22 protein-coding genes and 1 riboswitch are annotated in these 23782 nt (G+C 42.8%); of the genes, 14 read left to right on the forward strand and 8 right to left on the reverse strand.

Annotated features, from left to right (window positions below; all coding sequences use genetic code 11):
- Positions 1–219: 219 nt before the first annotated feature.
- The 5 genes from ACTNC0_RS05910 to ACTNC0_RS05930 all read left to right on the forward strand — a co-directional run bounded on the left by ACTNC0_RS05910 (position 220) and on the right by ACTNC0_RS05930 (position 6653).
- Entirely contained in the window at positions 220–1638 is a 1419-nt protein-coding gene (locus ACTNC0_RS05910) for an ADP-ribosylglycohydrolase family protein (protein ID WP_441086664.1), read from the forward strand.
- Positions 1638–2768 carry a BMP family lipoprotein gene (locus ACTNC0_RS05915; protein ID WP_441086665.1) on the forward strand — a complete coding sequence of 377 codons (1131 nt, stop codon included), beginning with the start codon at positions 1638–1640 and terminating at the stop codon, positions 2766–2768. Before ACTNC0_RS05910 ends, ACTNC0_RS05915 begins: the two co-directional genes overlap by 1 nt.
- A gap of 375 nt (positions 2769–3143) precedes the next feature.
- Complete coding sequence (locus ACTNC0_RS05920) at positions 3144–4673, forward strand: ABC transporter ATP-binding protein (RefSeq protein WP_441086768.1); 1530 nt, start codon at positions 3144–3146, stop codon at positions 4671–4673.
- Positions 4666–5730, forward strand: a complete 1065-nt coding sequence (locus ACTNC0_RS05925) for an ABC transporter permease (protein ID WP_117677453.1) — start codon at positions 4666–4668, stop codon at positions 5728–5730. The genes ACTNC0_RS05920 and ACTNC0_RS05925 overlap by 8 nt, the downstream gene beginning before the upstream one ends.
- A 2-nt stretch (positions 5731–5732) precedes the next feature.
- Positions 5733–6653: an ABC transporter permease gene (locus ACTNC0_RS05930; protein WP_441086666.1), complete on the forward strand. Its 921-nt coding sequence runs from the start codon at positions 5733–5735 to the stop codon at positions 6651–6653.
- 245 nt (positions 6654–6898) lie between these two features.
- On the opposite strand, the gene ACTNC0_RS05935 is transcribed toward ACTNC0_RS05930, so the two are convergent.
- Complete coding sequence (locus ACTNC0_RS05935) at positions 6899–7798, reverse strand: PfkB family carbohydrate kinase (RefSeq protein ID WP_441086668.1); 900 nt, start codon at positions 7796–7798, stop codon at positions 6899–6901.
- A gap of 82 nt (positions 7799–7880) precedes the next feature.
- Here ACTNC0_RS05935 and ACTNC0_RS05940 point away from each other — a divergent pair, with 82 nt between their 5' ends.
- The 3 genes from ACTNC0_RS05940 to ACTNC0_RS05950 all read left to right on the forward strand — a co-directional run bounded on the left by ACTNC0_RS05940 (position 7881) and on the right by ACTNC0_RS05950 (position 10494).
- Entirely contained in the window at positions 7881–9185 is a 1305-nt protein-coding gene (locus ACTNC0_RS05940; protein ID WP_441086670.1) for an amidohydrolase family protein, read from the forward strand.
- Positions 9186–9310: 125 nt separating this feature from the next.
- A complete protein-coding gene (deoD, locus tag ACTNC0_RS05945; protein ID WP_117677456.1) occupies positions 9311–10015 on the forward strand; it encodes a purine-nucleoside phosphorylase in 705 nt (234 codons plus the stop codon).
- A gap of 98 nt (positions 10016–10113) precedes the next feature.
- Entirely contained in the window at positions 10114–10494 is a 381-nt protein-coding gene (locus ACTNC0_RS05950) for a metal-dependent transcriptional regulator (RefSeq protein ID WP_441086671.1), read from the forward strand.
- Between the two features lie 187 nt (positions 10495–10681).
- Here the strand turns inward: ACTNC0_RS05950 and ACTNC0_RS05955 are convergent, their stop codons facing one another.
- The 6 genes from ACTNC0_RS05955 to ACTNC0_RS05980 all read right to left on the reverse strand — a co-directional run bounded on the left by ACTNC0_RS05955 (position 10682) and on the right by ACTNC0_RS05980 (position 17088).
- Positions 10682–11608 (reverse strand): DMT family transporter, encoded by a 927-nt coding sequence (locus ACTNC0_RS05955; RefSeq protein WP_441086769.1) that lies wholly within the window; start codon positions 11606–11608, stop codon positions 10682–10684.
- 290 nt (positions 11609–11898) lie between these two features.
- The gene (locus ACTNC0_RS05960) at positions 11899–13275 is read right to left on the reverse strand and encodes an NCS2 family permease (protein WP_441086672.1); all 1377 of its coding nucleotides are present in this window, start codon (positions 13273–13275) and stop codon (positions 11899–11901) included.
- A 54-nt stretch (positions 13276–13329) separates the two neighbouring features.
- Positions 13330–14613 carry an amidohydrolase family protein gene (locus tag ACTNC0_RS05965; RefSeq protein WP_441086673.1) on the reverse strand — a complete coding sequence of 428 codons (1284 nt, stop codon included), beginning with the start codon at positions 14611–14613 and terminating at the stop codon, positions 13330–13332.
- 65 nt (positions 14614–14678) lie between these two features.
- A riboswitch (purine riboswitch) is annotated at positions 14679–14774 on the reverse strand.
- Positions 14775–14894: 120 nt separating this feature from the next.
- Entirely contained in the window at positions 14895–15269 is a 375-nt protein-coding gene (locus tag ACTNC0_RS05970) for a BlaI/MecI/CopY family transcriptional regulator (RefSeq protein ID WP_441086674.1), read from the reverse strand.
- Between the two features lie 110 nt (positions 15270–15379).
- Positions 15380–15736 carry a hypothetical protein gene (locus ACTNC0_RS05975; protein ID WP_441086675.1) on the reverse strand — a complete coding sequence of 119 codons (357 nt, stop codon included), beginning with the start codon at positions 15734–15736 and terminating at the stop codon, positions 15380–15382.
- Positions 15737–15861: 125 nt separating this feature from the next.
- Entirely contained in the window at positions 15862–17088 is a 1227-nt protein-coding gene (locus ACTNC0_RS05980) for an argininosuccinate synthase (protein ID WP_008706208.1), read from the reverse strand.
- 460 nt (positions 17089–17548) lie between these two features.
- On the opposite strand from ACTNC0_RS05980, the gene argC reads away from it, so the two are divergent.
- The 4 genes from argC to ACTNC0_RS06000 all read left to right on the forward strand — a co-directional run bounded on the left by argC (position 17549) and on the right by ACTNC0_RS06000 (position 22085).
- A complete protein-coding gene (gene argC / locus ACTNC0_RS05985) occupies positions 17549–18589 on the forward strand; it encodes an N-acetyl-gamma-glutamyl-phosphate reductase (RefSeq protein ID WP_441086676.1) in 1041 nt (346 codons plus the stop codon).
- Between the two features lie 183 nt (positions 18590–18772).
- Positions 18773–19996, forward strand: coding sequence for a bifunctional glutamate N-acetyltransferase/amino-acid acetyltransferase ArgJ (gene argJ, locus ACTNC0_RS05990; RefSeq protein WP_441086677.1), 1224 nt, complete (start codon positions 18773–18775; stop codon positions 19994–19996).
- 15 nt (positions 19997–20011) lie between these two features.
- Positions 20012–20908, forward strand: a complete 897-nt coding sequence (gene argB, locus ACTNC0_RS05995) for an acetylglutamate kinase (RefSeq protein ID WP_020993510.1) — start codon at positions 20012–20014, stop codon at positions 20906–20908.
- Positions 20895–22085, forward strand: coding sequence for an aspartate aminotransferase family protein (locus ACTNC0_RS06000; protein WP_441086678.1), 1191 nt, complete (start codon positions 20895–20897; stop codon positions 22083–22085). Before argB ends, ACTNC0_RS06000 begins: the two co-directional genes overlap by 14 nt.
- A gap of 226 nt (positions 22086–22311) precedes the next feature.
- Here ACTNC0_RS06000 and ACTNC0_RS06005 read toward each other — a convergent pair whose 3' ends face one another.
- Positions 22312–22791 (reverse strand): ATP-binding protein, encoded by a 480-nt coding sequence (locus ACTNC0_RS06005; RefSeq protein ID WP_441086680.1) that lies wholly within the window; start codon positions 22789–22791, stop codon positions 22312–22314.
- On the opposite strand from ACTNC0_RS06005, the gene ACTNC0_RS06010 reads away from it, so the two are divergent.
- A complete protein-coding gene (locus ACTNC0_RS06010; protein ID WP_441086681.1) occupies positions 22776–22964 on the forward strand; it encodes a hypothetical protein in 189 nt (62 codons plus the stop codon). The genes ACTNC0_RS06005 and ACTNC0_RS06010 overlap by 16 nt on opposite strands.
- Positions 22965–23299: 335 nt before the next feature.
- The gene (locus tag ACTNC0_RS06015) at positions 23300–23734 is read left to right on the forward strand and encodes a DMT family transporter (RefSeq protein WP_055152683.1); all 435 of its coding nucleotides are present in this window, start codon (positions 23300–23302) and stop codon (positions 23732–23734) included.
- The last annotated feature ends 48 nt before the right edge of the window (positions 23735–23782 follow it).

Consider the following 23782-nt stretch of genomic DNA (forward strand, 5'->3'; position numbering starts at 1 on the left):
GTCCATATTTTCTGCATCGCGAAGCGTGTTACTGAGAACGCAGTGAATAGTAACCTATATTATGGAAAAGCACACCTTTTGTCTAAAAAAGGGTAGAAATTCTGATAAAAGTACGTTACAATAGGTATGTTAAACCAAAATGTGGGTAAAACTCCCACTTTTTAGTACAGATTGCAGAATGAAATTTTCAAGTACTTTTTAAAAGGAGAATTTAATTATATGAAAGCATGGGAGATGGCGCAGAATATTTTCTGGAACGCACAGCCTGTGATTCGAAGCGAAGAAGAGCAGACATGGACAGATAATGTAGATGTATCTGGTTTCTATGATGATAACCTGTCTCTTGACTGGGGCAGTAATGTACCGGGTTCAGGAGCACCGGAGAAAATCATGGTAGCTGCGGTTCAGGCTTTGGAGAACAGAGGATATCAGGTCAGTGAGAAAGGGTATCAGCTTTTACAGGATGGACTTTTGGCACATGCAAAGAAAGATTTTGTGAAGCTTCATCAGATTTCAGCTTTACTTCGCAGAGAGCTGGCAAATGCAGTAAAAGATGATACATCACCATACTGGAATTACAGATATTATCACTCCTTTGAGGAGTATGAAGAGCAGGTTATTTTTCCGAAGGCGGTTACGGTAGACTGCACAACTTCGGAATTTGAAGAGAAAATTCACGCAGGGTGGCTTGCACAGCTGATTGGCGGCGCAATGGGAACTATGGTAGAAGGCTATACCAGCGAGAATTTAAAGAAAACTTTTGGAGATGTAGAGGAATTTTTAAGAGAACCCAATACATATAATGATGATATAACCTTTGAACTTGCATTTCTGGATGCATTTTCAAAAAAAGGATATGAGGTCACATCAGAGGATATTGCACTTGCCTGGGTAGGACTGATCCCGTGTGGATGGTCTGCCGAGGAACTTGCTATCCGTAATATTAAGAATGGTATTTTTCCACCGGAGAGCGGTACACACTGCAATCCGTTTAATGAATGGATCGGAGCTCAGATGAGGGCCGGTGTATGTGGTATGACAGCACCGGGAAGACCTTATATTGCAGCGATGCTTGCGTGGCGGGACGGAGAAGTTTCCCATGCAAATAACGGGATTCTGGGAGAAGTTTTTAACGCAGTAATGACTTCGCTGGCGTTTGTGGATGACGATATCCGCAGCGTGGTGAGAACTTCTATACAGATGATTCCGAAAGACAGTGAATATTATTCGGTGATCTCTTACGCGTATGACTGCTGTATACGTTATGAGAACTGGCAGGATGCATTATATGCATGTATGGACAGATACAAAAAATATAACTGGATCCATGCGTACCCTAATGCGTGCTGTGAGATCATCGCATTAATATATGGAAACGGCGATTTTCGCAAGACACTCCATATCATTACCATGTGTGGCGTTGATGTGGACTGTAATGCGGGAATGATCATGCCGCTTCTGGCAATTCAACAGGGAATGAAAGCCATTCCCCCTGAACTGATCCATCCGGCATTTTCCAGGCTGGACACCTATATGAGAGGAGAATACAGAACCATTTCTCTGCAGGATTTAGTTCAGGAAACAGTAAAGAGCGTTAAAAAGGCTGAACAGGCAAAAGGAAAAGGAGGAACTAAATAATGAAGAAAAAATTAGTAGCAGCAACTCTTACCGCATCAATGATCCTGTCCATGGGAGTGGCAACCGTACCGGTTATGGCAAAAGACGATGGTGAGCCATACAAAGTAGCACTTCTGCTTAACGGAACTCTGGGTGACAAATCTTTCTTTGACTCTGCAAATGCCGGAATGGAAGCACTGCAGGAAGAACTTGGAGAAGACAAGTTTACTTACAAAGTAGAGCAGATGGGAGCTACATCAGCAGATGAAGCAAAATGGGAGCCTACAATGTATGATTACTGTGATGACGGTTCTTATGATATGATCATCTGCGGTACTTATCAGATGCTGGATGCTCTTACAAATGCAGCGAATGATTATCCGGATCAGAAATTCATCTTCTTTGATGAAGCTTTTGATTACAGTGCAGGCGGTGAGGACAATGTATACAACGTAATGTACAAACAGAACGAAGTATCCTATCTTCTGGGCGCTATGGCTGCAATGATGACTACAGATGATTCTCTTGATATGATCGATCCTTCCAATAAGATCATCGGATTCCTTGGCGGTATGGACAACTCTGTTATCGAGGACTTCCTTGTTGGATATATCCAGGGTGCAAAGGATATCGATGAAGAAACACAGGTTGCTCTTGCTTATGTAGGTAACTTCTATGATTCTGCAGCAGGTAAGGATATGGCTCTTACTCAGTATCAGAATGGCGCAGACATAGGATTCAACGTAGCAGGAAGTGCAGGTCTCGGACAGATCGAAGCCGCTGTAGATGCTAAGAGATATGCGTTTGGTGTTGACTCTGACCAGGCAGCAGTTCTTCCGGATTACGCAGCAAACATTCCTACATCTGCTCTTAAGAACGTAGGAAACTCTCTGGTACGTGCAATCAAAGAAGATATAGACGGGGAGCTTCCATACGGTACTCTTGAATACCTCGGACTTGCAGATGGCGGTGTTGAGCTTGTAGAAGACGAGCATTATGAAGAAGTAGTTCCGGAAGACATCCGTACAAAAGTAGAAGAACTGAAACAGGATATCATTGATGGTAAGATCACAGTTCCGACTACTCTTGGCGATGATGCAATGAGCCCGGATGATGTTCAGGCACTGATCGATTCTGCAAAATTAAGCTAAGGGCAAAAGTTTTTTTGACAATAACATCGTTGAACTGAATAATGAAAAAACGACCAGGCCTTGGGCCGGCAATATATTAGACTGTCTGATAATGGAGACACCAAATATATCAAGATGACAAGCAAAGGTGCGCGTCATGCTGTTTCGCATGATGCGCATTCTGTGTCTTGCAGTGAATGATTTGCTTATAGTTCGTAAAGATGCAGATTACAAAGCCCTTGTCTGATACAAGGTTTTGGTCAAAGATGAGCAATGATATCAGGTTCCAAAAGCGTATCGTGCAAAAGTAAAGTTTTTGAGTTTTTTGAACCTGATATATGTGATAAATAAATAAGAAACGAGGTGAACAGATTGGGTAATCAGACTGTATTACAGATGAACCACATCATGAAAATTTACGGTAATGGTGTGGTAGCCAATGAAGATGTATCCCTTGAGCTTCGTAAGGGGGAGATTCACGCGATGCTTGGAGAGAACGGTGCCGGTAAGAGTACGCTGATGAAGGTACTGTTCGGACTGGAAGCACCTGATCAGGGTGAGATTATTCTTAAGGGACAGCCGACAACGATCAAATCTCCACAGGACGCGATCAGCAAGGGGATCGGTATGGTCCATCAGCATTTCATGCTGGTACCTTCACTTACGGTTGCCGAGAATATTATCCTGGGAGTTGCGCCTAAGAAAGGCCTGTTCATTGATATGGACAAGGCAGTCAAGGCTGCAGAGGACATTGCGAAGGAATATAACTTTGACATTGATGTCCGTCAGAAGGTAGAGGAGATTCCGGTAGGTATCAAACAGAAAGTTGAGATTCTGAAAGCTCTTTACAGAGGTGCGGAGATTCTGATCCTGGATGAGCCGACAGCCGTACTGACTCCACAGGAAACAGATGAGCTTTTCATTCAGTTAATGAAGCTGAGAGAGAAAGGACATACGATTATCTTTATTTCCCATAAGCTGGATGAAATCAAGAAAATCTGCGACCGTGCGACAATCATGAGAAACGGACGCAGCATGGGAACATACGATGTAAAGGATATTTCCACACAGGAGATGTCACGTCTGATGGTGGGAAGAGAAGTATCTCTGAAATTTGATAAGAAAGAACAGCACCTTACCGATGATGTATTTATGAGAGTCCGTAATCTGACTGTACATAATGCACAGGGTGTCCTGAAGGTAGACAATCTTTCTTTTGACCTGAAGGGCGGAGAAATCCTTGGCATCGCCGGAGTTGAGGGTAATGGACAGAGTGAGCTGATTGATACACTGACAGGTCTTAATAAGAACTACAGTGGTGAAGTTAAAATCAAGGGTGAGGATATCGCGAAGGATTCCATTGAGGACATCCGAGAACTGAAACTTGCACATATCCCTGAGGACCGTATGACTTCCGGATGCGCAGGAAACCTGAGCATCATGGAAAATATATTTTCCAACCAGTATAAGGATAAGAAATTCTCCGGAAGATTTCTGCTGAAACGTAAGGCAATGGAGCAGAGAAGTGATGAGCTGATCAAGGAGTATATGATTAAATGTAAATCCAGAAAGCAGAACGTCGGAATGCTTTCCGGTGGAAATATTCAGAAGGTTATCGTTGCCAGAGAATTTTCTACAGGTCCGGATATTATTATTGCGAACCAGCCGACACGTGGTATTGACGTAGGCGCCGCTGCATTTATCAGAAAGAGACTTCTGGAGTTTAGAGATGCCGGATGTGCAGTTATCCTGATCTCAGCAGACCTTACAGAGATTTTCTCCCTGAGTGACAGACTTGCTGTTATGTATAAGGGCAAATTTGCCGGATTCTTTACAGACGTGGAGAATGTAACAGAGGACGAGCTTGGCCAGCATATGCTGGGTATCAAGCATGATGATGTACTGGAGGGAGTTTTATATGAATAGTGCAAAAAGATTTGATATGGTGAGGACCGTTTTTTCCGTCCTGATCGCACTTGCCATTTCTTTTGTGATTATCTTCCTGGTAAGTGATCAGCCGCTGGAGGCAATTAAATATTTGCTGATTGGTCCTTTTACAAACAAGAGAAGTATGGGTAACGTAGTGGAATCCATGATTCCGCTGATCTTCACAGGTACTGGTGTCTGCATTATGTTTTCTGCAAACCAGATCAACCTGGCAGGTGAGGGTGCATTCCACATCGGTGGTCTGATCGCTTCCTGTGTGGCTATCAAACTGACTGCCACTTTTGTATCTCCGTTTATGGCACTTCTTTGTGCCGGACTGGTAGGTGCACTGTTTACAGCAATCCCTGCTATTATGAAGATTACAACGACAGCATCTGAGATGGTTTCATCCCTGATGATCAACTATCTGGCGTTATATTTTGGAAACTATATGTTAAATAATGTAATCGGTGACCCGAAAGCGAGTGCTGCTTCTTATAAACTGGCAGACGCTGCAGAACTTCCGGTGCTGATCCAGGGAACTCGTGTACATTTAGGTTTTATCATTGCAATTGCAGTGGCTGTTCTTGGATATTTCTTCCTTTACAGAACAAAGACAGGATATGAACTCCGTCTTGCCGGTGAAAATGAAGAATTTGCAAGATACTCAGGAATCAGCATTGTGAAAGTTATCATGATTTCCCAGCTTCTGGGTGGTTTTGTTGCAGGTTTAGGCGGTGGTGTGGAAATGCTCAGCCCGATTTACGCAAGATTTACCTGGACTTCTCTGTTGGGATATGGATGGGATGCGATCATTATCTGTACACTTTCCAAAAAGAACCCATTGTATACACCTTTTGCAGCTTTGTTCCTTGCTTATCTGCGTACAGGAGCTTCTATCATGGCACGAAGAACAGACGTTACACTGGAGATCGTTCAGATCACACAGGGTATCATTATCCTGCTTGTAGTTGCTGAACAGTTCCTGAGCAAGTATAAACATAAGATCATTGCAAAAGAAGCAAAAGCAGCACTGAAAGATGAGGAGGCGGTATAGGTATGTGGAGTGCGATTTTATCCCCTGACTTTTTTTCAACGATTTTAAGATCGGCAACTCCGATCCTGTTTGCAACCCTGGCAGCTGCTGTTGCAGCGAAAGCTGGAATCTGTAACATGGCTCTTGAGGGAATCATGCTGTTTTCTGCTCTGTTCGGAGTTATTTTTTCATCATTGACTCATAGCGCATGGCTGGGACTTCTGATCACTATGGTGATCGGTGGACTGATCGGTCTGATCCTTGCATTTTTTATCCTGAATCTGAAGACGGATGAGATCCTGGCAGCTATCGCTATCAACCTGACGGCGACTGGTGGAACTGTATTACTTCTGGTTGCAGTATCCGGAGACAGAGGTGTTTCTTCTTCTATCCGAAGTGTGTCTGCACCGTCAGTAGTGATTCCGTTTATTGAGAAGATTCCGTTTATCGGAAGTGTTCTTTCCGGACAGAATATTCTGACATGGTTTTCTATCCTGGCAGTGATCCTGCTTCATCTGTTTCTGTATAAAACACCTCTGGGACTTGCAATTCGTGCAGTTGGTGAGAATAAGAATGCAGCAGAATCCGTAGGTATCAGCTCAAGAAAGATTCAGTACATCGCGCTGATCATCAGTGGTGTGCTGGCGGCGATGGGTGGTTTCTATCTGTCCGGTGGATATATGAATATGTTCACAAAGGATATGGCGGGCGGCCGAGGCTTTATTGCCCTAGCAGCAGCAAGCATGGGTGGAAATACTCCGATTGGTGGTTTCCTCGTATCCCTGCTATTTGGTATTGCGCAGGCGGTTGCAAACGTTATGCAGCTTACCTCCGTTATGCCATATGAAATTATCCTGATGGTACCTTATCTGACAACTCTGGTCGGACTTGGTGTTTACTATTATGGACAGAAAAAGAAAAAAGAGCGTCTGAGCAGTAAGTAAAAAGAAGAGTAATAAAGTAACAGGTGAAAATGTGTCGCCTGAATGCTTTAAACAAGAAAATCCCTGCTTATATTGCAGATGGCAATAAAGCAGGGATGCTTGTATACAGAATAATCAAATCTGTGAGAGGCTGATATTTGAGATTTCTCTTATATTTTAAAATCAATTATAGAAGTAGAGTTAAGGGTTATTAAGGATAGAGTGAACGGTAAATGTTTATTTTAATTGCGAATATTAGCCTGATTTCAAAAAGCCAGTTTCGCAAATTCCTCATCTGGCAGGATTGCAGACGAAGTTGCTACAACAGCAGAGGAAACGCGGTTTGCTTTTGCAATAGCATCATGTAAACTGTCGCCTTTTTTCAGACAGGCAATGACAGAGCCGATGTGTGAATCACCTGCTCCGATGGTGTCTGCCTGAGCGGTTGGTACTGGCGGGACAATTTCTTCGGTGGCTCCGTCGAAATAGTAACAGCCTTTTTCGCCGAGGGTGATGATTACGGTGTTATGCGTCTTGCTATAGAGATATGCACCGGCTTCTGAAACAGATGATTTCTGGCTGACTTCCAGTGCTTCTGTCTCATTAAGGTGCAGAATCGGTGAGAGGTTGTAAATGCGATTTACAAGAGCAGGATCAATGACAGTGAGTCGTGGTCCAGGGGCGAAGAAAACAGTAAGTTCTGGATTCTTTTCCAGGAACTCTACGACATTACTTCCGGTAGTTTCTTCAATTTCAAGACCACAGATGTATACAGAATCAATTTCTTCTGTATCAATAAGGTTAAACCAGTCTTTCTGGAAGAGATATTCTGCGCCATGATAGGAGATGAAGGTGCGTTCCCCGCTTTTCTCTACGAAACAGTAACAGCAGCCATTGTCCATGTCAGGAGACGGGATAGGGCTGGAGATTCCTTTTTTCTTTAATTCTTCCCTTACGAAATATCCATAGACGCCTGTGCCTACAGGGGAGAAGAGGATATAGGGAACCTGGAAGTGACGGACGGAATCAGATACATTATAAGCGCATCCACCCAGAGACATATGCTGGCTGCGGACGTGGACATCTTCTCCGGTTGTGGGGAGAGAATCAACAAGATTTACAATAACATCTACAACAGTAGAACCAATGATCAGTGCTTTTTTCATGATGGAAAACTCCTTTTGGTGTAATTATGAGAAATATGCTACCACACATGGATTTTACTGGCAATATGGAAAGGGTGAATTTATGCAGAAAACAATTTTACTTCAGAATGCAGGACTTCTGGATGAAGAAGCGAAATGCACACTGAAACAGAATGTTTATATTAAAGATGGAAAAATCCTCAGAATTGTTGCAGAGAATGAAGATGACCATTCTGTTGTGGCAGATGAGACGATCGACTGCAGCAAATACTTTGTGAGCCCAGGTCTGGCAAATCTTCACACTCATACCGCTATGAACATTTTTAAGGGAATTGCAGAGGATGTAACTGCAGATGCCTGGTTTAATGAGATGATCTGGCCATATGAGAGCAAGATGACGGATGATGATGTTTATATCGGAACATTGATGGGAATCTCTGAGATGATCAATAATGGTGTGACTGTTTTTGCAGATCACTATTTCGGAGAGGAACAGGTTCTGAAAGCTGTAAAAGAGACAGGAATCCGCGGAGACCTGGCACCGACATTGTTTGGTATGACTCCTGGTTTTCACGAGCGTCTGGCGCAGGTAAAAGAATTTATTCTGGAGCATAGAAATGATTCGGATAAAATCGCATTTCATATGGGACCACATGCCAATTATACCTGCCCGTCACCGACTCTGAAAGAAATCATTGACGTGGCTAAGGAACTGGATTTGCCAATTCATCTTCATGTATCCGAAGAAGATGTACAGGTTGAGAAAGCCAGAAAAGAAACAGGGATGACACCGTTTGGAATTCTTCATGAGGCGGGCGGATTTGACTGTAAAGTGCTGATTGGACATGGACTGTGGATCGAAGAGGATGACCTGAAATATTTAAGAGATGATACCTGGTTTGCATTTTGTCCTAAGACTTACATGAAGCTGGCTTCTGGTAAGGGTGGATTCTTTGATCATTATAAGAAGTTAAACTATGGCTTTGGAACAGATGGAGCGGCAAGCTCTAATACGCTGAATCCGATGGAGCAGGCGAGACTTTTTGGACTGCTTGGAAAGTATCAGGACAGAAACTCTGCGGCATATACAGCTGAGGAAATCTGGAAACATCTGATGGAAAGCCACCAGGCATTTCCGTTTGGAAGCGGAAGAATGAAAGAGGGAGCACCGGCGGATCTGGTTATCTGGGATCTTTACCAGCCGGATACATTCCCATTCTACAATCCGATTTCATCGATCCTTTACAGCAGCAACAGTCAGAGTGTAAAATATACTATGGTAGCAGGTGAATTCCTGAAATATGATGGTAAGCTGAAAATGGATACAGAGGCACTGACAAAAGAAGCAATCCGTTTACAGAAAGATCTTCTGGCCAGAGGCAAGGGAAAAGCGGAGGTTACTTACTAAAATAAATATGTACTTCATGGCAGTGAAAAAATGTTTATGTTATGGAAAAATGATTGTTCATTTTATTTTTTAAAACATTTTAAATGCTGCTATAGAGATAAAAAACAAAAAAGGAGGAAATGACTATGTGTATTCCAACACCACACAATACTGCAAAGAAAGGTGACATTGCAAAGAAAGTTCTGATGCCGGGAGATCCGCTGCGTGCGAAATATATCGCAGAGACATACCTGGAGAATCCTGTATGCTTTAATACAGTAAGAAATATGTTTGGTTATACCGGAACATATAAAGGAGAGCAGGTATCCGTTATGGGCGGTGGAATGGGTATGCCGTCTATGGGTATTTACAGCTATGAGCTTTACAATTTCTATGATGTAGAAAAGATCATCCGTATCGGTTCTGCCGGTGCTTTACAGGATGATGTAAATGTAATGGACGTTGTAATCGCTATGAGCGCATGCACAGATTCTAATTATGGAAGCCAGTATCAGTTACCGGGAACTTTTGCACCGACTGCAAGTTATAATCTGGTTGCAAGAGCAGTAGAGGTTGCAAAGGAACAGGGAACTCCGGTTCATGTAGGTACTGTTGTATCTTCTGATGTGTTCTACAGTGATAACCCAGAGACTTCTAAGGCATGGAGAAAAATGGGTGTTCTTTGCGCAGAAATGGAGTGCGCAGCGCTGTTTATGAATGCCGCAAGAGCTGGTAAGGAAGCGCTTGGTATTCTTACTATTTCTGACCATATGTTCAGAGAAGAAGCGATTTCTGCAGAGGCTCGCCAGACTTCCTTTAATAAGATGATGGAGATTGCATTGGGAATCTAATTTCAATACAGACGCTAAATGACGACTGTTCTCAAGAAGAGCAATTGAAAAATTCCTCATATTGTGTTAATATCAAAACAGTATGGGAGGTATTTTGAATGCAAATTAGAAAATCGGCGGAGGATTATTTGGAGGCAATTTTAGTGTTGTCTAAGCAGGGGGGCGGTGTTCGTTCCATTGATATTGCAACGATGCTTGGCGTATCGAAACCGAGTGTGAGTCATGCGATGAAGCTGTTGCGTGAGGATAGTTATATTGCAATGGACCGTTATGGCAAAGTGATACTTCTGGATAAAGGGGCTCAGATTGCGACTCATATTTATGAGCGCCATACAGTATTAAGTAAAATGCTGGAGCATCTCGGAGTGAGTCCGGAGATTGCGAAAGAAGATGCGTGTAAGCTGGAACATGATCTGAGTGATGAGAGCTTTGCGAAGATAAAAGAGCACTTTCACAAGGTAATTGGGGAAGTTGAGTAGCAGATAAGAAAAACGATATGAAAAGTTGTCTGTGGAAAGATATCGTATGTTTTTAAATAATAAACCGGAAAGAAATCAATAAGAAACAGATTTCTTTCCGATTTTTATGTTTGTATTAAATAATGTAAATTTTGGCTTCGGCTGCAAAAATCAGTCTCACTTTCGATTGCCTGTTTCTTTCAAAGTATTATGCAGATTGCTTCTGTGGAAGCTGTGCAAGTATGATCGCAGCAAACATAATGACGCATCCAAGGATTTCTTTTGCACTTAACTGCTGGCCGAGGATGATCCATCCGGCTAGGACAGAGATGCAGGATTCCAGGCTGAGTATCAGGGATGCTACAGTTGGGTTCATGTTTTTCTGACCGATAATCTGCAAGGTGTAAGCTACTCCGCATGACATGACGCCTGCGTAGAGGATTGGCTGCCATGCTGCCAGGATGGATGAGAGTTCCGGATGCTCAAGGAGCAGAGCGGGAATGCCGGAAAGGATACCACATGTCAGGAACTGAATGCAGGAGAGCTTTACTCCGTCTACTTTTGGAGAAAAGTAGTCGATGACCAGTATGTGCAGTGAAAATAGAAATGCGCATACCAGTACGAGCAGATCTCCTTTTCCGATAGAAAATCCATCTGTGATGCACAGGAGATAAAGTCCGATCAGAGCCATTGCAACGGCAGCCCAGATAAATTTCGTGCATTTTTTGCCAAGGAACAGTCCGATGACAGGGACGATCACAATATAACAGGCAGTGATAAAGCCGGCTTTTCCGACGGTTGTATACTTGATGCCAAACTGTTGGAAATTGCTTGCCAGACAGAGGCAGATACCGCAGGCGATACCGCCGATAATCAGAGTTTTTTTCTCCTGCATATTGGATACAGTATTACTTGAGGTGTCAGATCTGCCAGATGCTTTGGAAGCAGAATCTGAAGGAGAGTTTCTCTTTTTCAGAATAAAAATCAGTGGAATCAGAACGACTGCTCCGATAAGGGAACGGACGGCATTAAAAGTAAAGCCTCCTACGTATTTCATTCCTACGCTTTGAGCTACAAAAGCGATACCCCAGATGATCGCTGCGAGAAGCAGGAGCAGGGAATTTTTTAATGGAATCTGTTGTTTTTGCATTATGTGTGTAATCCTTCCTTATATTTCAAATATTTTTTAAGAGCGCCTGTGTTTCATTGATCTGAAAATGAATAAACACTTTCATAATTATATATCATAGATGTAAAAAGAGAAAGACAATTATAGAAATAAAAAGAAGTCTCTGCAGGAGACTTCTTTTTATTTCTGTGTAATTTAAAATATAATCATATAAAATGTAAAGCAGTATTGATCGTAGAGCCATGTGGTGAAAGTGAATGCTTTTATCCGTCTGACTCTTGATTATGATATTTATATCAGATAAAGATATATTTCAAAATAAACAGTACAGCCAGTACATACATCAGTGCGCTGATTTTCTTTTCTTTTGCTTTACCTGTAACAACGTTGATGATCACATAGGAGATAACACCCATGGAGATACCTTCAGAAATGCTGTACAGGAATGGCATTGCGATGATCGCGATAAATGCCGGGATTGCTTCAGTCATGTCGTTGAAGTCAATCTTGGTTACTGATGTGAGCATCAGGAATCCAACGATGATCAGAGCCGGTGCTGTGGCAAAGGACGGGATTGCCAGGAAAATCGGGGATAACAGCAGTGATAATCCGAAGAGGATGGCTGCTATCAGGGAAGTAAGTCCTGTACGTCCGCCTTCAGCAACACCGGAAGCACTCTCTACGAAAGTAGTAACTGTGGAAGTACCACACATAGCACCTACTGTAGTTCCTACGGCGTCAGAAAGAAGAGCGCCTTTGATGTTCGGAAGTTTGCCTTCTTTGTCAAGCATATCAGCTTTGGAAGCAACACCGATCAGTGTTCCAAGTGTATCGAACATATCTACAAACAGGAATGCAAACATAATGACTACGAAATCAAGTGTGAAGACAATGGAGAAGTCCATTTTCATAAATGTGGGAGCCATGCTTGGAATGGAGATTCCGTTTGAGAAATCCGGCAGGAGACTGTACCAGCCTGCTGCTGCATCCGGTTTGTAAAGTCCGATAAACTGACAGATGATTCCAAGTCCCCATGTGATCAGGATACCCCAGAGGATATTTCCTTTTACATTCTTTACGAGAAGAATGGCGGTGATCAGAAGTCCGATCAATGCAAGCAGAACAGTGATTCCCTCAGTATTAAATGTTCCGCCGGATGCGGAAGATTTAAAGGAAAATACGCTTACCAGAGTAGAGTCATTGTTAACTACGATCTTTGCATTCTGCAGTCCGATAAAAGCAATGAAAAGACCGATACCGACGGATACTGCATGTTTCAGGTTCATTGGAATAGCGTTAAAAATCGCTTCACGCACATTGGTGAGTGATAAAAGGATAAAAATAATACCTTCTACAAATACTGCTGCCAGTGCCTGCTGCCAGTTGTATCCCATGCCGAGAACAACTGTGTATGCAAAGTAGGCATTTAAGCCCATGCCCGGTGCAAGAACGAACGGGTAGTTAGAAAGCAGTGCCATCAGGCAGGTGGCAATAAAGGATGACAGTGCGGTCGCTGTAAAAACAGCTCCTCTGTCCATGCCGGACGCTTCCAGAATATTTGGGTTAACAGCCAGAATGTAGGCCATTGTCATGAAGGTTGTAATACCTGCCATAACTTCTGCCTTTACGTCAGTGTGATTCTCTTTGAGATGAAACATTTTGTCAAGATTCATAATCCTTCCCCCTTTTGAATTTAAAATTGCCGTCGGGCTCTGTATTTCCTGCAGTTACAGAATCTTTCTTCCGGCTACATATTTAGCGGTAATATTGCGGTCATCGGAAAGGTAGATCAGTCTTTCAAGTCTGTCATTCGGAGAGAGCTTCAGTGGAGTTGGAATAGTGCTGTCATTAAGCACAACCGCATCAAATTCATACCCCTCCTTAAAGCTTCCAACCTTTCCAAAGAAGGAACCGCCTCCTTCTGTTCCCATATAAAAGGCCTCTTCAACAGTAAGCGGCTTCATAGAAGAATCAACCAACCGCCAGTAAAGCTTGGAAACCTGAATAGCATCAGCCATAGCACGCAGAATAGAAACGGAAGTTCCACCTGCAATGTCAGATCCCAGTCCGATGTGTAAACCTTCGTCCAGATAACGTCTCACAGGAGAGATACCTGAGGCGAGATTTGTGTTAGACTGCGGACAATGAGCAATATAAACGCCCTGCTTCTTCATAAGGGCAATCTCTTCATCTGAAGAGTGAACACAATGAGCCATGATCGTCGGACAGTCACCGCCAAAAAGATCGAACTGGTTATATGCTTCTCCATAAAAATGTGTATTCGGACAAAGCTCCTTCACCCAGGCGATTTCACCGAAATTCTCGGAAAGGTGTGACTGCATCGGCAGATGATACTTTTTCTGAATCTCCGAAAGCTTCTCCATCAGTGCATCAGAACAGGACGGAGTAAATCTCGGAGTAAGAATTGGCTTTACATTTTCAAACTTATCAAGCGTATCCTCAATCCACTGAACCGTAGCATCAGCAGAAACCTGAGCACTCTCTTCCTGCAATTGCGGAGAGCCGTTGCGGTCCATATTTACCTTGCCGACCATAGCTTTTATTCCGGTTTTATCCAGTTGTTCCATCAGGATCTCGGTAGCGGGGACATGCAAAGTTCCGAAAATACATGCTCTTGTATTCGGACTCTTCTTCATATCCTCAGCGAAAATAGAATAAGCCTCTTTTGCAAACTCCGTATCTTCATAACGCGCTTCCTGCGGAAAAGTATAAGTATTCAGCCAGTCCAGCAGCTCAAGATCCATACCCGAGGCACGAAACGTATACTGTGGAGCATGAAGATGCAGATCAGTCAGTCCCGGAATGATCAGCTCATTACCAAAATCTGTACATGAGATTCCTGCAAATTTCTCAGGAAGCTCATCAAACACCCCTGCACATCGCCCATCTTCACATACTAAATATCCATTTTCAGTGATGGAAAGTTCCGTCAGAGAATTACTGTAGCAAATTGTTCCCTTTAAAACAAAAGTCCGTTCGTTCATAACCATACCTCCTTTTTGTGGTTAAGGAAAGGCAAAAAAAATCTACCGATGCTGCCTTTACCTCATTCTTTCTCCCTGGGGAGAGAACTTATAGACAACTATTACGGTAGTTGGTAGAAACGTCCAACCGATTATGGACATATATAAGTTTACTTATATTGTTTATAAAATGATTATAAAATATTTATAGTTAACTGTCAATTCTTTTGACGATTTAAATTAATTAAAAAAAACGGCACGGTCTACTTTTTTATGACCATGCCGTTTTTACTCACTGCGTTTTATGATTATTTGTTTTCTAACTCCGCACGTTTCTTATCAAGAAGTTTCTGGAGCTGTTCAATTTCTTCTACTGTGACTCCATCGGATTCCAGAAGCGCCGTCATCATTTCTACCGGGCTTATCTTTCTGCTTTCGGCATTTCCTTTTAAGTAATTCTCTCTTGAAAGAAGAGGGGTATAATTTCTTGCATAGACCTTGCCGTTCATAGAAGTTCCCGCGACTTTGATAATGTTCTCTTTTAAAAGAAGCTCCAGGCATCTTCGTACAGTTGGCATTTTTAGCTCCGGTGCAATGTCATTGATCTCAAAAGCAGACAATGGTCTTCCTTCTTCCCAAAGCACATTCATAATATCATAACGTTTACCTTTTAAGATGTCCATCTTAAGATCTCCTTCCATTTTTAACCAGATATTACTATAATAAAGAAATATCAGATTAATTACAATTACAGAGACCTTACACTGAGTTACAGTCCCTTTACAAAATTATCTCAATCAGTTGATAATTTTGTCATAAAACGAGTTGCTTTTTTTATCTGCTGCATGAGTTTTTCTTTCTGGAGAAGAACATAGCAGGCAAAGACAAAGCCGATGGAGAGCACAAGACTGATTGGGCGGGCTAATTTTTCGGCCGTTTTTTTCTTTTGCTCAAGGGCTTTGCCGAACAGATGGTGTTCTATGAATTTCATTGGGACATTCAGGATGAATGCGATTCCGAAACCGATGATGAATGGGAATAAAAAGCTGAGGAGGACTTTGGCGGTGCTGATGACTATGTTCAGGTTCTGGACACCGAGGTATAGGAGAACGGCGAAGGCTATGAGCCATCCGAAATCTGCTAAAAGCATGAGAAGAAAAGTCGGGATTACTCGCTGCGCTCAGACAGAGGACTTATTTTGGGAATTTGAACATTATAAAAAAGAAACAGCCAGACGGATTGGAATCCTGTCTGGCTGTAATAGGTTCTGTTTAATTATTTTTTGTTCTGCTCAACTTCTTTTAACATCATTGCGCGAACTTTCAGTGGAAGTCCGAACAGTGTGATGAATCCGTCTGCATCGTGGTGGTCGTAGAGGTCACCTGTTGTGAAGGATGCAAGAGATTCGTTATAGAGGCTGTATGGAGAAGTTGTACCGGCTTTGATGATGTTGCCTTTGTACAGTTTGAATTTAACTTCACCTGTTACATATTTCTGTGTGGACTCAACGAATGCCTGAATTGCTTCACGAAGCGGTGTGTACCATTTTCCTTCGTATACAACCTGAGCAAACTGGCTGCCGAGTTTCTTCTTGGTTTCCATTGTCTCGCGGTCGAGTGTCAGTTCTTCGAGCTGTTCATGAGCTGCCATAAGGATTGTTCCGCCAGGAGTCTCATATACACCACGGGATTTCATACCAACAACACGGTTTTCAACGATGTCAACGATACCGATACCGTTCTCGCCGCCTAATTTGTTGAGCTCTGTGATGATCTCGGAAACTTTCATTTCTTTGCCGTTTAATGTTTTCGGAACACCCTGCTCGAATGTCATGGTAACTTCTGTTTCTTTATCAGGGGCTTTCTCAGGTGTAACACCTAAAACAAGCATATTGTCATAATTTGGAGCCTGTGAAGGATCTTCCAGTTCCAGACCTTCATGGCTGATATGCCATAAGTTTCTGTCACGGCTGTAGCTGTGGCTTGCATCGAATGGAAGGTCGATTCCGTGAGCTTTACAGAATGCGATCTCATCTTCACGTGACTGCATGGTCCATTTGTCTGTCATACGCCATGGAGCGATGATTTTGATGTCAGGAGCAAGAGCTTTGATGCCAAGTTCGAAACGAATCTGGTCATTACCTTTACCTGTAGCACCGTGGCAGATAGCAACTGCGCCTTCTTTACGTGCGATCTCAACTAATTTCTTAGCGATTGCCGGACGGGCCATGGATGTACCAAGGAGATATTTGTGTTCGTATACAGCACCTGCCTGTACACATGGTACGATGAAGTCATCACAGAATTCATCTACGATATCTTCGATATATAGTTTGGAAGCACCGGAAAGCTTTGCTCTTTCATCCAGTCCGTCCAGTTCGTTTCCCTGACCGCAGTTTACGCAGCAGCAGACAACATCGTAATCAAATGTTTCTTTTAACCATGGGATTAAGGCTGTGGTATCAAGACCGCCTGAGTATGCTAAAACGACTTTTTCTTTCATGATTGTATTCCTCCTGAAATTGGATTTTATTATTTTCCTGATTTGTAAAAATTTCCTGAGATATCCGTTTGCCGAAAGTAAATGAATAGGTCGGGAGTTCAGCGCATTATTTTTGAATAAATGCGGTAATTTCTGATTGAAATTTTTGAATAAATATTCAATGCGGAACAAGATGATTTCGTGTGATTCCGCTTAACAAGTGATAATATACACCTTTTTTTATAAATATGCAATAGAAAAATGCAAAAAAGTTTTATCTGTTTTTGCATAAATATGCAACATAATATAGGAAAAGACAGGGGGAAATCCGTGAACTGAAATAAAATCCATGTAAAAACATTGAAAAATGACTATTGCATATTATGCAGGTAAGATGTATAATTAGTCCAGCACTCTGATAGAGTAAAGTTTTACTATGAAATGAAGACCGCCGGATGAGGCGAAGATGGAGGAAATTATTATGATTAAAGCAGGAATTATCGGTGCCACAGGCTATGCAGGTAACGAGATCGTGAGACTGCTTCTGGGACATAAAGATGTGGAAATTGCGTGGTATGGTTCAAGAAGTTATATTGACCAGAAATATTCAGATGTTTACCAGAACTTTTTTAAACTGGTAGATGCGAAATGTATGGATGATAATATGGAAGCATTAGCTGATGAAGTGGATGTGATCTTTACAGCTACTCCTCAGGGACTGTGTGCTTCTTTAATTAATGAAGGAATTCTTTCCAAGGCGAAAGTTATTGATCTGAGTGCGGATTTCCGTATTAAAGATGTGAAGAAATATGAGAAATGGTACGGAATTGAGCATAAGGCTCCGCAGTTTATTGATGAGGCGGTTTATGGTTTATGTGAGATTAATCGTGAGGAGATTAAGAAGGCAAGATTGATCGCGAATCCGGGATGTTATCCTACATGTTCCACACTTTCTATTTATCCGCTGATTAAAGAGGGACTGATCGATCCGTCTACCATTATTATTGATGCGAAGTCCGGTACTTCAGGAGCAGGACGTGGAGCGAAGGTTGCCAATCTGTTCTGTGAAGTGAATGAGAATATTAAGGCTTATGGTGTTGCAAGTCACAGACATACACCGGAGATTGAGGATCAGCTTGGTTATGCGTGTGGCAAAGAGGTGCTGATTAATTTTACACCTCATCTGATTCCTATGAATCGTGGTATTCTGGTGACTGCTTATGCTTCTCTGACTAAGGATGTTTCTTATGAAGAGGTGAAGGCAGTTTATGATAAGTATTATGAGAATGAGACTTTCGTTCGTGTGCTGGATAAGGATGTTTGTCCGCAGACTAAGTGCGTGGAAGGAAGTAATTATGTGGATGTGAACTTTAAGATTGATCCGAGAACTCACAGAGTTATTATGATGGGGGCTATGGATAATCTGGTTAAAGGTGCTGCAGGACAGGCTGTGCAGAATATGAATCTGATGTTTGGATTTAAGGAGGCTGAGGGACTGCTGCAGGTGCCGATGTGTCCATGATAGATTAATGGGAAGGGACGCTCCGGAAATTATTTGTTTTTGAACGCGGTTTCGGGGCTTAGTAACTCTAAGTGTTCAGAAACAAATAATTTCCGGAGCTGACTTTTCCAGTAACTGGATGGCGACTGCGCAGGGGACCTGCGGCAGTCTGGGAAGTTGTGGATATGTAAGGAGGATTTGATTATGAAGATTATAGATGGTGGCGTTACGGCGGCTAAGGGGTTTCAGGCAGCTGCTGCAGCGGCTGAGATTAAGTATAAGGGCAGAACTGATATGGCTATGGTTTACAGTGAGGTTCCGTGTGTGGCGGCGGGGACTTTTACTACCAATGTGGTGAAGGCTGCGCCTGTTAAATGGGATCAGGATATTGTTTATAATCATCCGTCTGCGCAGGTGGTGATCTGTAACAGTGGTATTGCCAATGCATGTACTGGTGCAGAAGGATATGGTTATTGTAAGGAGACTGCAGATGCGGCTGCTGAGGTTCTTGGGGTGGCTGCGGACAGCGTACTGGTTGCTTCTACCGGTGTTATCGGTATGCAGGTTCCGATTGACCGTATTAAGAATGGTGTGAAGATGATGGCTCCGAAGCTGGATGGTTCTCTGGAAGCGGGTACTGAGGCTGCCAAGGCGATCATGACTACTGATACTAAGAAGAAGGAAGTTGCTGTTCAGGTTGAGATTGGTGGTAAAACTGTTACGATTGGTGGTATGTGTAAGGGCTCGGGTATGATTCATCCGAATATGTGTACGATGCTTGGTTTTGTGACTACGGATGCGAAGATTTCCAAGAAGATGCTGCAGGAGGCATTAAGTGAGGATGTTAAAGATACCTACAATATGGTTTCTGTTGATGGGGATACTTCTACGAATGATACAGTTCTTCTTCTGGCAAATGGCTTGGCTGAGAATCCGGAGATTACGGAGAAGGGCGAGGATTATGAGACTTTCAAAGCGGCACTGAATTATATTAATACTTCTCTGGCGAAGAAGATTGCCGGAGATGGCGAGGGTGCGACTGCCTTGTTTGAGGTAAAGATTGTTGGTGCGGAGTCTAAGGAGCAGGCGGTTACACTGAGTAAGTCTGTTGTTACTTCTTCTCTGACAAAGGCTGCTATCTACGGACATGATGCAAACTGGGGAAGAATTCTGTGTGCTATGGGATATTCCGGTGCGAAGTTTGATCCTGAGAAGGTGGATCTGTTCTTTGAGAGTAAGGCTGGTAAGATTCAGATTATCGAGAATGGTGTGGCTGTGGATTACAGTGAAGAAGAGGCAACGAAGATTCTTTCTGAGGAAGCTGTTACAGCAATTGCTGATGTGAAGATGGGTGATGCCACAGCAACTGCATGGGGCTGTGACCTGACTTATGATTATATAAAAATCAATGCGGATTATCGTTCATAATAAAGGAGAATACAGATGGTTAATCAGAAATATTTGGATAAGGCGGAGGTGCTGATCGAGGCGCTTCCTTATATTCAGAGATTTAATCGTAAAATCGTAGTTGTAAAGTACGGTGGAAGTGCCATGCTGGATGATGAACTGAAGAAGAATGTGATCAAGGATGTTGTTCTTCTGAAGCTGGTTGGTTTCAAACCGATCATCGTTCATGGCGGTGGTAAGGAAATCAGCCGCTGGGTTGGCAAGGTTGGTATGGAGCCGAAATTTATTAACGGTCTTCGTGTTACAGATAAAGATACTATGGAGATCGCAGAGATGGTTCTTGCGAAGGTGAACAAGGAACTGGTTGCCATGGTGGAATCTCTTGGTGTAAATGCTGTTGGTATCAGCGGTAAAGACGGTGGTCTGCTGAAATGCCGCAAGAAACAGACAGAGGGCGGAGACATCGGATTTGTTGGTGAAGTTACAAAGGTTGAGCCGAAGATTCTGGAGGATCTTCTGGAGAAAGATTTCCTGCCGATCATTTTCCCGGTAGGTTATGACGATGAGTTCGCTACTTATAATATTAATGCGGATGATGCGGCATGTGCCATTGCAGAGGCTGTTCATGCTGAGAAGCTTGCATTCCTTTCTGATATTGAAGGCGTTTATAAAGACAAGGATGATCCGTCCAGCCTGATCTCTGAACTTCATGTAGATGAAGCACAGAAACTGATCGATGACGGTTATGTAGGCGGAGGTATGATTCCGAAGCTGAAAAACTGTATTGATGCCATTGAAGAAGGCGTTAACAGAGTCCATATCCTTGACGGAAGAATTCCTCACAGCTTACTGCTGGAGATCTTTACAAACAAAGGTATTGGTACTGCGATTCTGAGAGAAGACGGGGAGAAATATTACAATGAACATGAATGAACAGATGAAGGAATCCGAAGAGAGTATCCTTCACACTTATAATCGTTTTCCTGTTGTTTTTGAAAAGGGACAGGGATGTTATTTATATGATTCCGAAGGAAAGGAATATCTGGATTTTGCAGCAGGTATTGCTGTAAATTCTCTGGGATATCATTATCCGGGATATGATGAAGCATTAAAAGATCAGATTGATAAGCTGATGCATATTTCCAACTTATATTACAATGAGCCGATCATTGAAGCAGGTGCGAAGCTGGTAAAGGCAAGTAAAATGAGCAAGGCATTCTTTACTAACAGTGGTACAGAAGCAATCGAAGGTGCTTTAAAAGCAGCTAAGAAATATGCATATGTACGTGACGGACATGCAGATCATGAGATCATTGCCATGAACCATTCCTTCCATGGAAGAAGTATCGGAGCACTTTCCGTAACAGGAACTGCTCATTACAGAGAGCCCTTTGAGCCACTGATGGGCGGTGTGAAGTTTGCGGATTTCAATGACCTTGAGAGCGTAAAGGCTCAGATCACAGATAAGACCTGCGCAATTATCACTGAGGTTGTTCAGGGTGAGGGTGGTATCTATCCGGCAAAGAAGGAATTTCTGGAAGGTCTGCGTCAGATCTGTGATGAGAAAGATATTATGCTGATCTTCGATGAAATCCAGTGCGGTATGGGAAGAACCGGACATTATTTTGCATGGCAGGCATACGGTGTACAGCCGGATATTATGACAAGTGCCAAGGCTCTTGGATGTGGTGTGCCGGTAGGTGCGTTTGTACTGGGCGAAAAAGCTGCCAAAGCTTCTCTGGAGCCAGGTGATCATGGTACCACTTACGGTGGAAACCCGTTTGTATGTGCTGCAGTCAGCAAAGTATTTGACATTTATGAGAATGATAAGATCATTGAACATGTACAGGAAATGACTCCATATCTGGAACAGAAACTGGATGAAATTGTTGCAAAACATGAATGCGCTGCAACAAGACGAGGCATGGGCTTCATGCAGGGAATCGTGATCCAGGGCCGCCCGGTTGGAGAAGTTGTAAAAGCTGCGCTGGCAAAAGGACTGTTGGTGATCTCCGCAGGCAGTGATGTACTCAGAATCGTACCTCCGCTTGTGATCACAAAAGAACACATTGATAAGATGGCTGATATTCTGGATGAGTGTATGGAATAATTTTGGTAGTTGAATTAATAAAATAGTGGAAAATTTCGAAGGCTGTTGCATTTTGCAATGGCCTTCTTTTTTTACAGAAGATATGAATCTTGAAAATTTTATTCGGTTGCAACTGACTCGGACAGAGCCGAATAAAAATTGACATTTGTATGCATCCCGATTAAGGGAGCTGTATAAATAAAAGGCTGATTCCAGTGCCCGTATGGATAGTATAAGTAAATACAGGTTAGCTGCTGTTGGAACAGAAAAAACTGCATGCACCGCCGTTTTTGTCGATAATGTGGCGGACAGATTCGATTCCTATGCCGTTTCCGGAGTGTTTGGAGGATTGGAAAATATTGTTTTTTTGCTGTATTTTGCCATCGAAGGTATTCTCCACATGGATCAGAAGGAGATGATTATGGTGGGGATAAACTTCCACATTAATCTTTCTGCGGGCGGGTGCTGTTTTCACACTTGCCTGGATGGCATTTTCCAGCAGATTGGAGAACACAAGGCACAGATTGATCTCATCTATGGAAAGATCAGCAGGCAGGGAAACCAGTGCATGAAAAGGAATGTTTTCTCTTTCTGCAATGGTGGAATAATATCCGAAAACACTGTCAACAGCCTGATTTTCACAGAAATGCAGGTTATAGTCAGAGATTTTGCCGGTTGCAGCAGAGGAAACAGGAACCATCTGGTGGGAATTTGCAGGGCACAGCAAACTGCCCCTCCCAAAATACAAAATGGCATATCCAGACAGAAGATGGTGAAACACCGGATACGCTGACAGAAGATGTACTGTATGAGGTACACATGACTGTGGAAGATAGCGGTGACTTTGACCTCAGTGAAACGGAAAAAGAAATTAAGATATCCGCTGTTCTGGGTGCCTGATCAGATTTGAATAACTGCGCGTCGCATTCTCGTTACTTTAGTGATGAGTCAGACATTTACACAAAATGCAAAAATACCGTAACTGTAACCTTTACAAATGTAAAGAAAGGCACCTGGTATGTGCAGTACGTTCCTGGAATAAGACCTACAAGGATAAATCCAGAGTTTACAGTCCATACTCCACAATGAAGAAATTTACTGTATGTTTTTTTCGTAACTGAATAGACTAATACTAAAGAAAACAAGAGGTACTGCTAAAAGGCGGTGCCTCTTTTCGGCATAGGAATGATTACCGGAGTAAGCAGAATGATCATATTATCCAGGAGGGCAGATTTATGTGGGGATTTATAGTGGCATTGATTTCAGGGGCGCTGATGAGTATTCAGGGTGTTTTTAACACGGAGGTGACAAAGCAGACCAGTCTCTGGGTATCAACCGGCTGGGTGCAGCTGTCGGCTTTTGCAGTCTGTGTTCTTGCCTGGCTTTTCACAGGACGGGAAAGTGTGGCTGCGCTCTGGCAGGTGGACAATAAATATACACTCCTTGGTGGTGTGATCGGAGCGTTTATTACAATTACAGTAATCCAGAGCATGGGAGCTCTTGGACCTGCCAGGGCGGCAATGCTGATCGTTATTTCGCAGCTGGCAGTTGCTTATGTAATTGAATTATTTGGATTGTTTGGGGTAGATAAAGAACCCTTTGAATGGCGCAAAATCCTTGGATTGCTGATCGCGATTTCCGGAATTGTTATATTTAAGTGGCAAAAATAAGAGTTTACTATTGTAAAATCATTAAGATTTCGTTACAATAAGGGTGGC

The organism is Blautia sp. HCP3S3_B11 (assembly GCF_052064435.1).
In the GTDB taxonomy this organism is placed as follows: domain Bacteria; phylum Bacillota; class Clostridia; order Lachnospirales; family Lachnospiraceae; genus Blautia_A.

What these genes read in the sequence shown, in the direction of transcription:
- ACTNC0_RS05940 (WP_441086670.1), top strand. Translation starts at nt 7,881, where the DNA reads ATGCAGAAAACAATTTTACTTCAGAATGCAGGACTTCTGGATGAAGAA.
- ACTNC0_RS05930 (WP_441086666.1), top strand. Translation starts at nt 5,733, where the DNA reads ATGTGGAGTGCGATTTTATCCCCTGACTTTTTTTCAACGATTTTAAGA.
- ACTNC0_RS05925 (WP_117677453.1), top strand. Translation starts at nt 4,666, where the DNA reads ATGAATAGTGCAAAAAGATTTGATATGGTGAGGACCGTTTTTTCCGTC.
- argJ (WP_441086677.1), top strand. Translation starts at nt 18,773, where the DNA reads ATGAAGATTATAGATGGTGGCGTTACGGCGGCTAAGGGGTTTCAGGCA.
- ACTNC0_RS05980 (WP_008706208.1), bottom strand. Translation starts at nt 17,088, where the DNA reads ATGAAAGAAAAAGTCGTTTTAGCATACTCAGGCGGTCTTGATACCACA.
- ACTNC0_RS05970 (WP_441086674.1), bottom strand. Translation starts at nt 15,269, where the DNA reads ATGGACATCTTAAAAGGTAAACGTTATGATATTATGAATGTGCTTTGG.
- ACTNC0_RS06000 (WP_441086678.1), top strand. Translation starts at nt 20,895, where the DNA reads ATGAACATGAATGAACAGATGAAGGAATCCGAAGAGAGTATCCTTCAC.
- ACTNC0_RS05920 (WP_441086768.1), top strand. Translation starts at nt 3,144, where the DNA reads ATGAACCACATCATGAAAATTTACGGTAATGGTGTGGTAGCCAATGAA.
- argC (WP_441086676.1), top strand. Translation starts at nt 17,549, where the DNA reads ATGATTAAAGCAGGAATTATCGGTGCCACAGGCTATGCAGGTAACGAG.
- argB (WP_020993510.1), top strand. Translation starts at nt 20,012, where the DNA reads ATGGTTAATCAGAAATATTTGGATAAGGCGGAGGTGCTGATCGAGGCG.
- ACTNC0_RS05965 (WP_441086673.1), bottom strand. Translation starts at nt 14,613, where the DNA reads ATGGTTATGAACGAACGGACTTTTGTTTTAAAGGGAACAATTTGCTAC.
- ACTNC0_RS05915 (WP_441086665.1), top strand. Translation starts at nt 1,638, where the DNA reads ATGAAGAAAAAATTAGTAGCAGCAACTCTTACCGCATCAATGATCCTG.
- ACTNC0_RS05935 (WP_441086668.1), bottom strand. Translation starts at nt 7,798, where the DNA reads ATGAAAAAAGCACTGATCATTGGTTCTACTGTTGTAGATGTTATTGTA.
- ACTNC0_RS05960 (WP_441086672.1), bottom strand. Translation starts at nt 13,275, where the DNA reads ATGAATCTTGACAAAATGTTTCATCTCAAAGAGAATCACACTGACGTA.
- ACTNC0_RS05950 (WP_441086671.1), top strand. Translation starts at nt 10,114, where the DNA reads ATGCAAATTAGAAAATCGGCGGAGGATTATTTGGAGGCAATTTTAGTG.
- deoD (WP_117677456.1), top strand. Translation starts at nt 9,311, where the DNA reads ATGTGTATTCCAACACCACACAATACTGCAAAGAAAGGTGACATTGCA.
- ACTNC0_RS06015 (WP_055152683.1), top strand. Translation starts at nt 23,300, where the DNA reads ATGTGGGGATTTATAGTGGCATTGATTTCAGGGGCGCTGATGAGTATT.
- ACTNC0_RS05910 (WP_441086664.1), top strand. Translation starts at nt 220, where the DNA reads ATGAAAGCATGGGAGATGGCGCAGAATATTTTCTGGAACGCACAGCCT.
- ACTNC0_RS05975 (WP_441086675.1), bottom strand. Translation starts at nt 15,736, where the DNA reads ATGCTTTTAGCAGATTTCGGATGGCTCATAGCCTTCGCCGTTCTCCTA.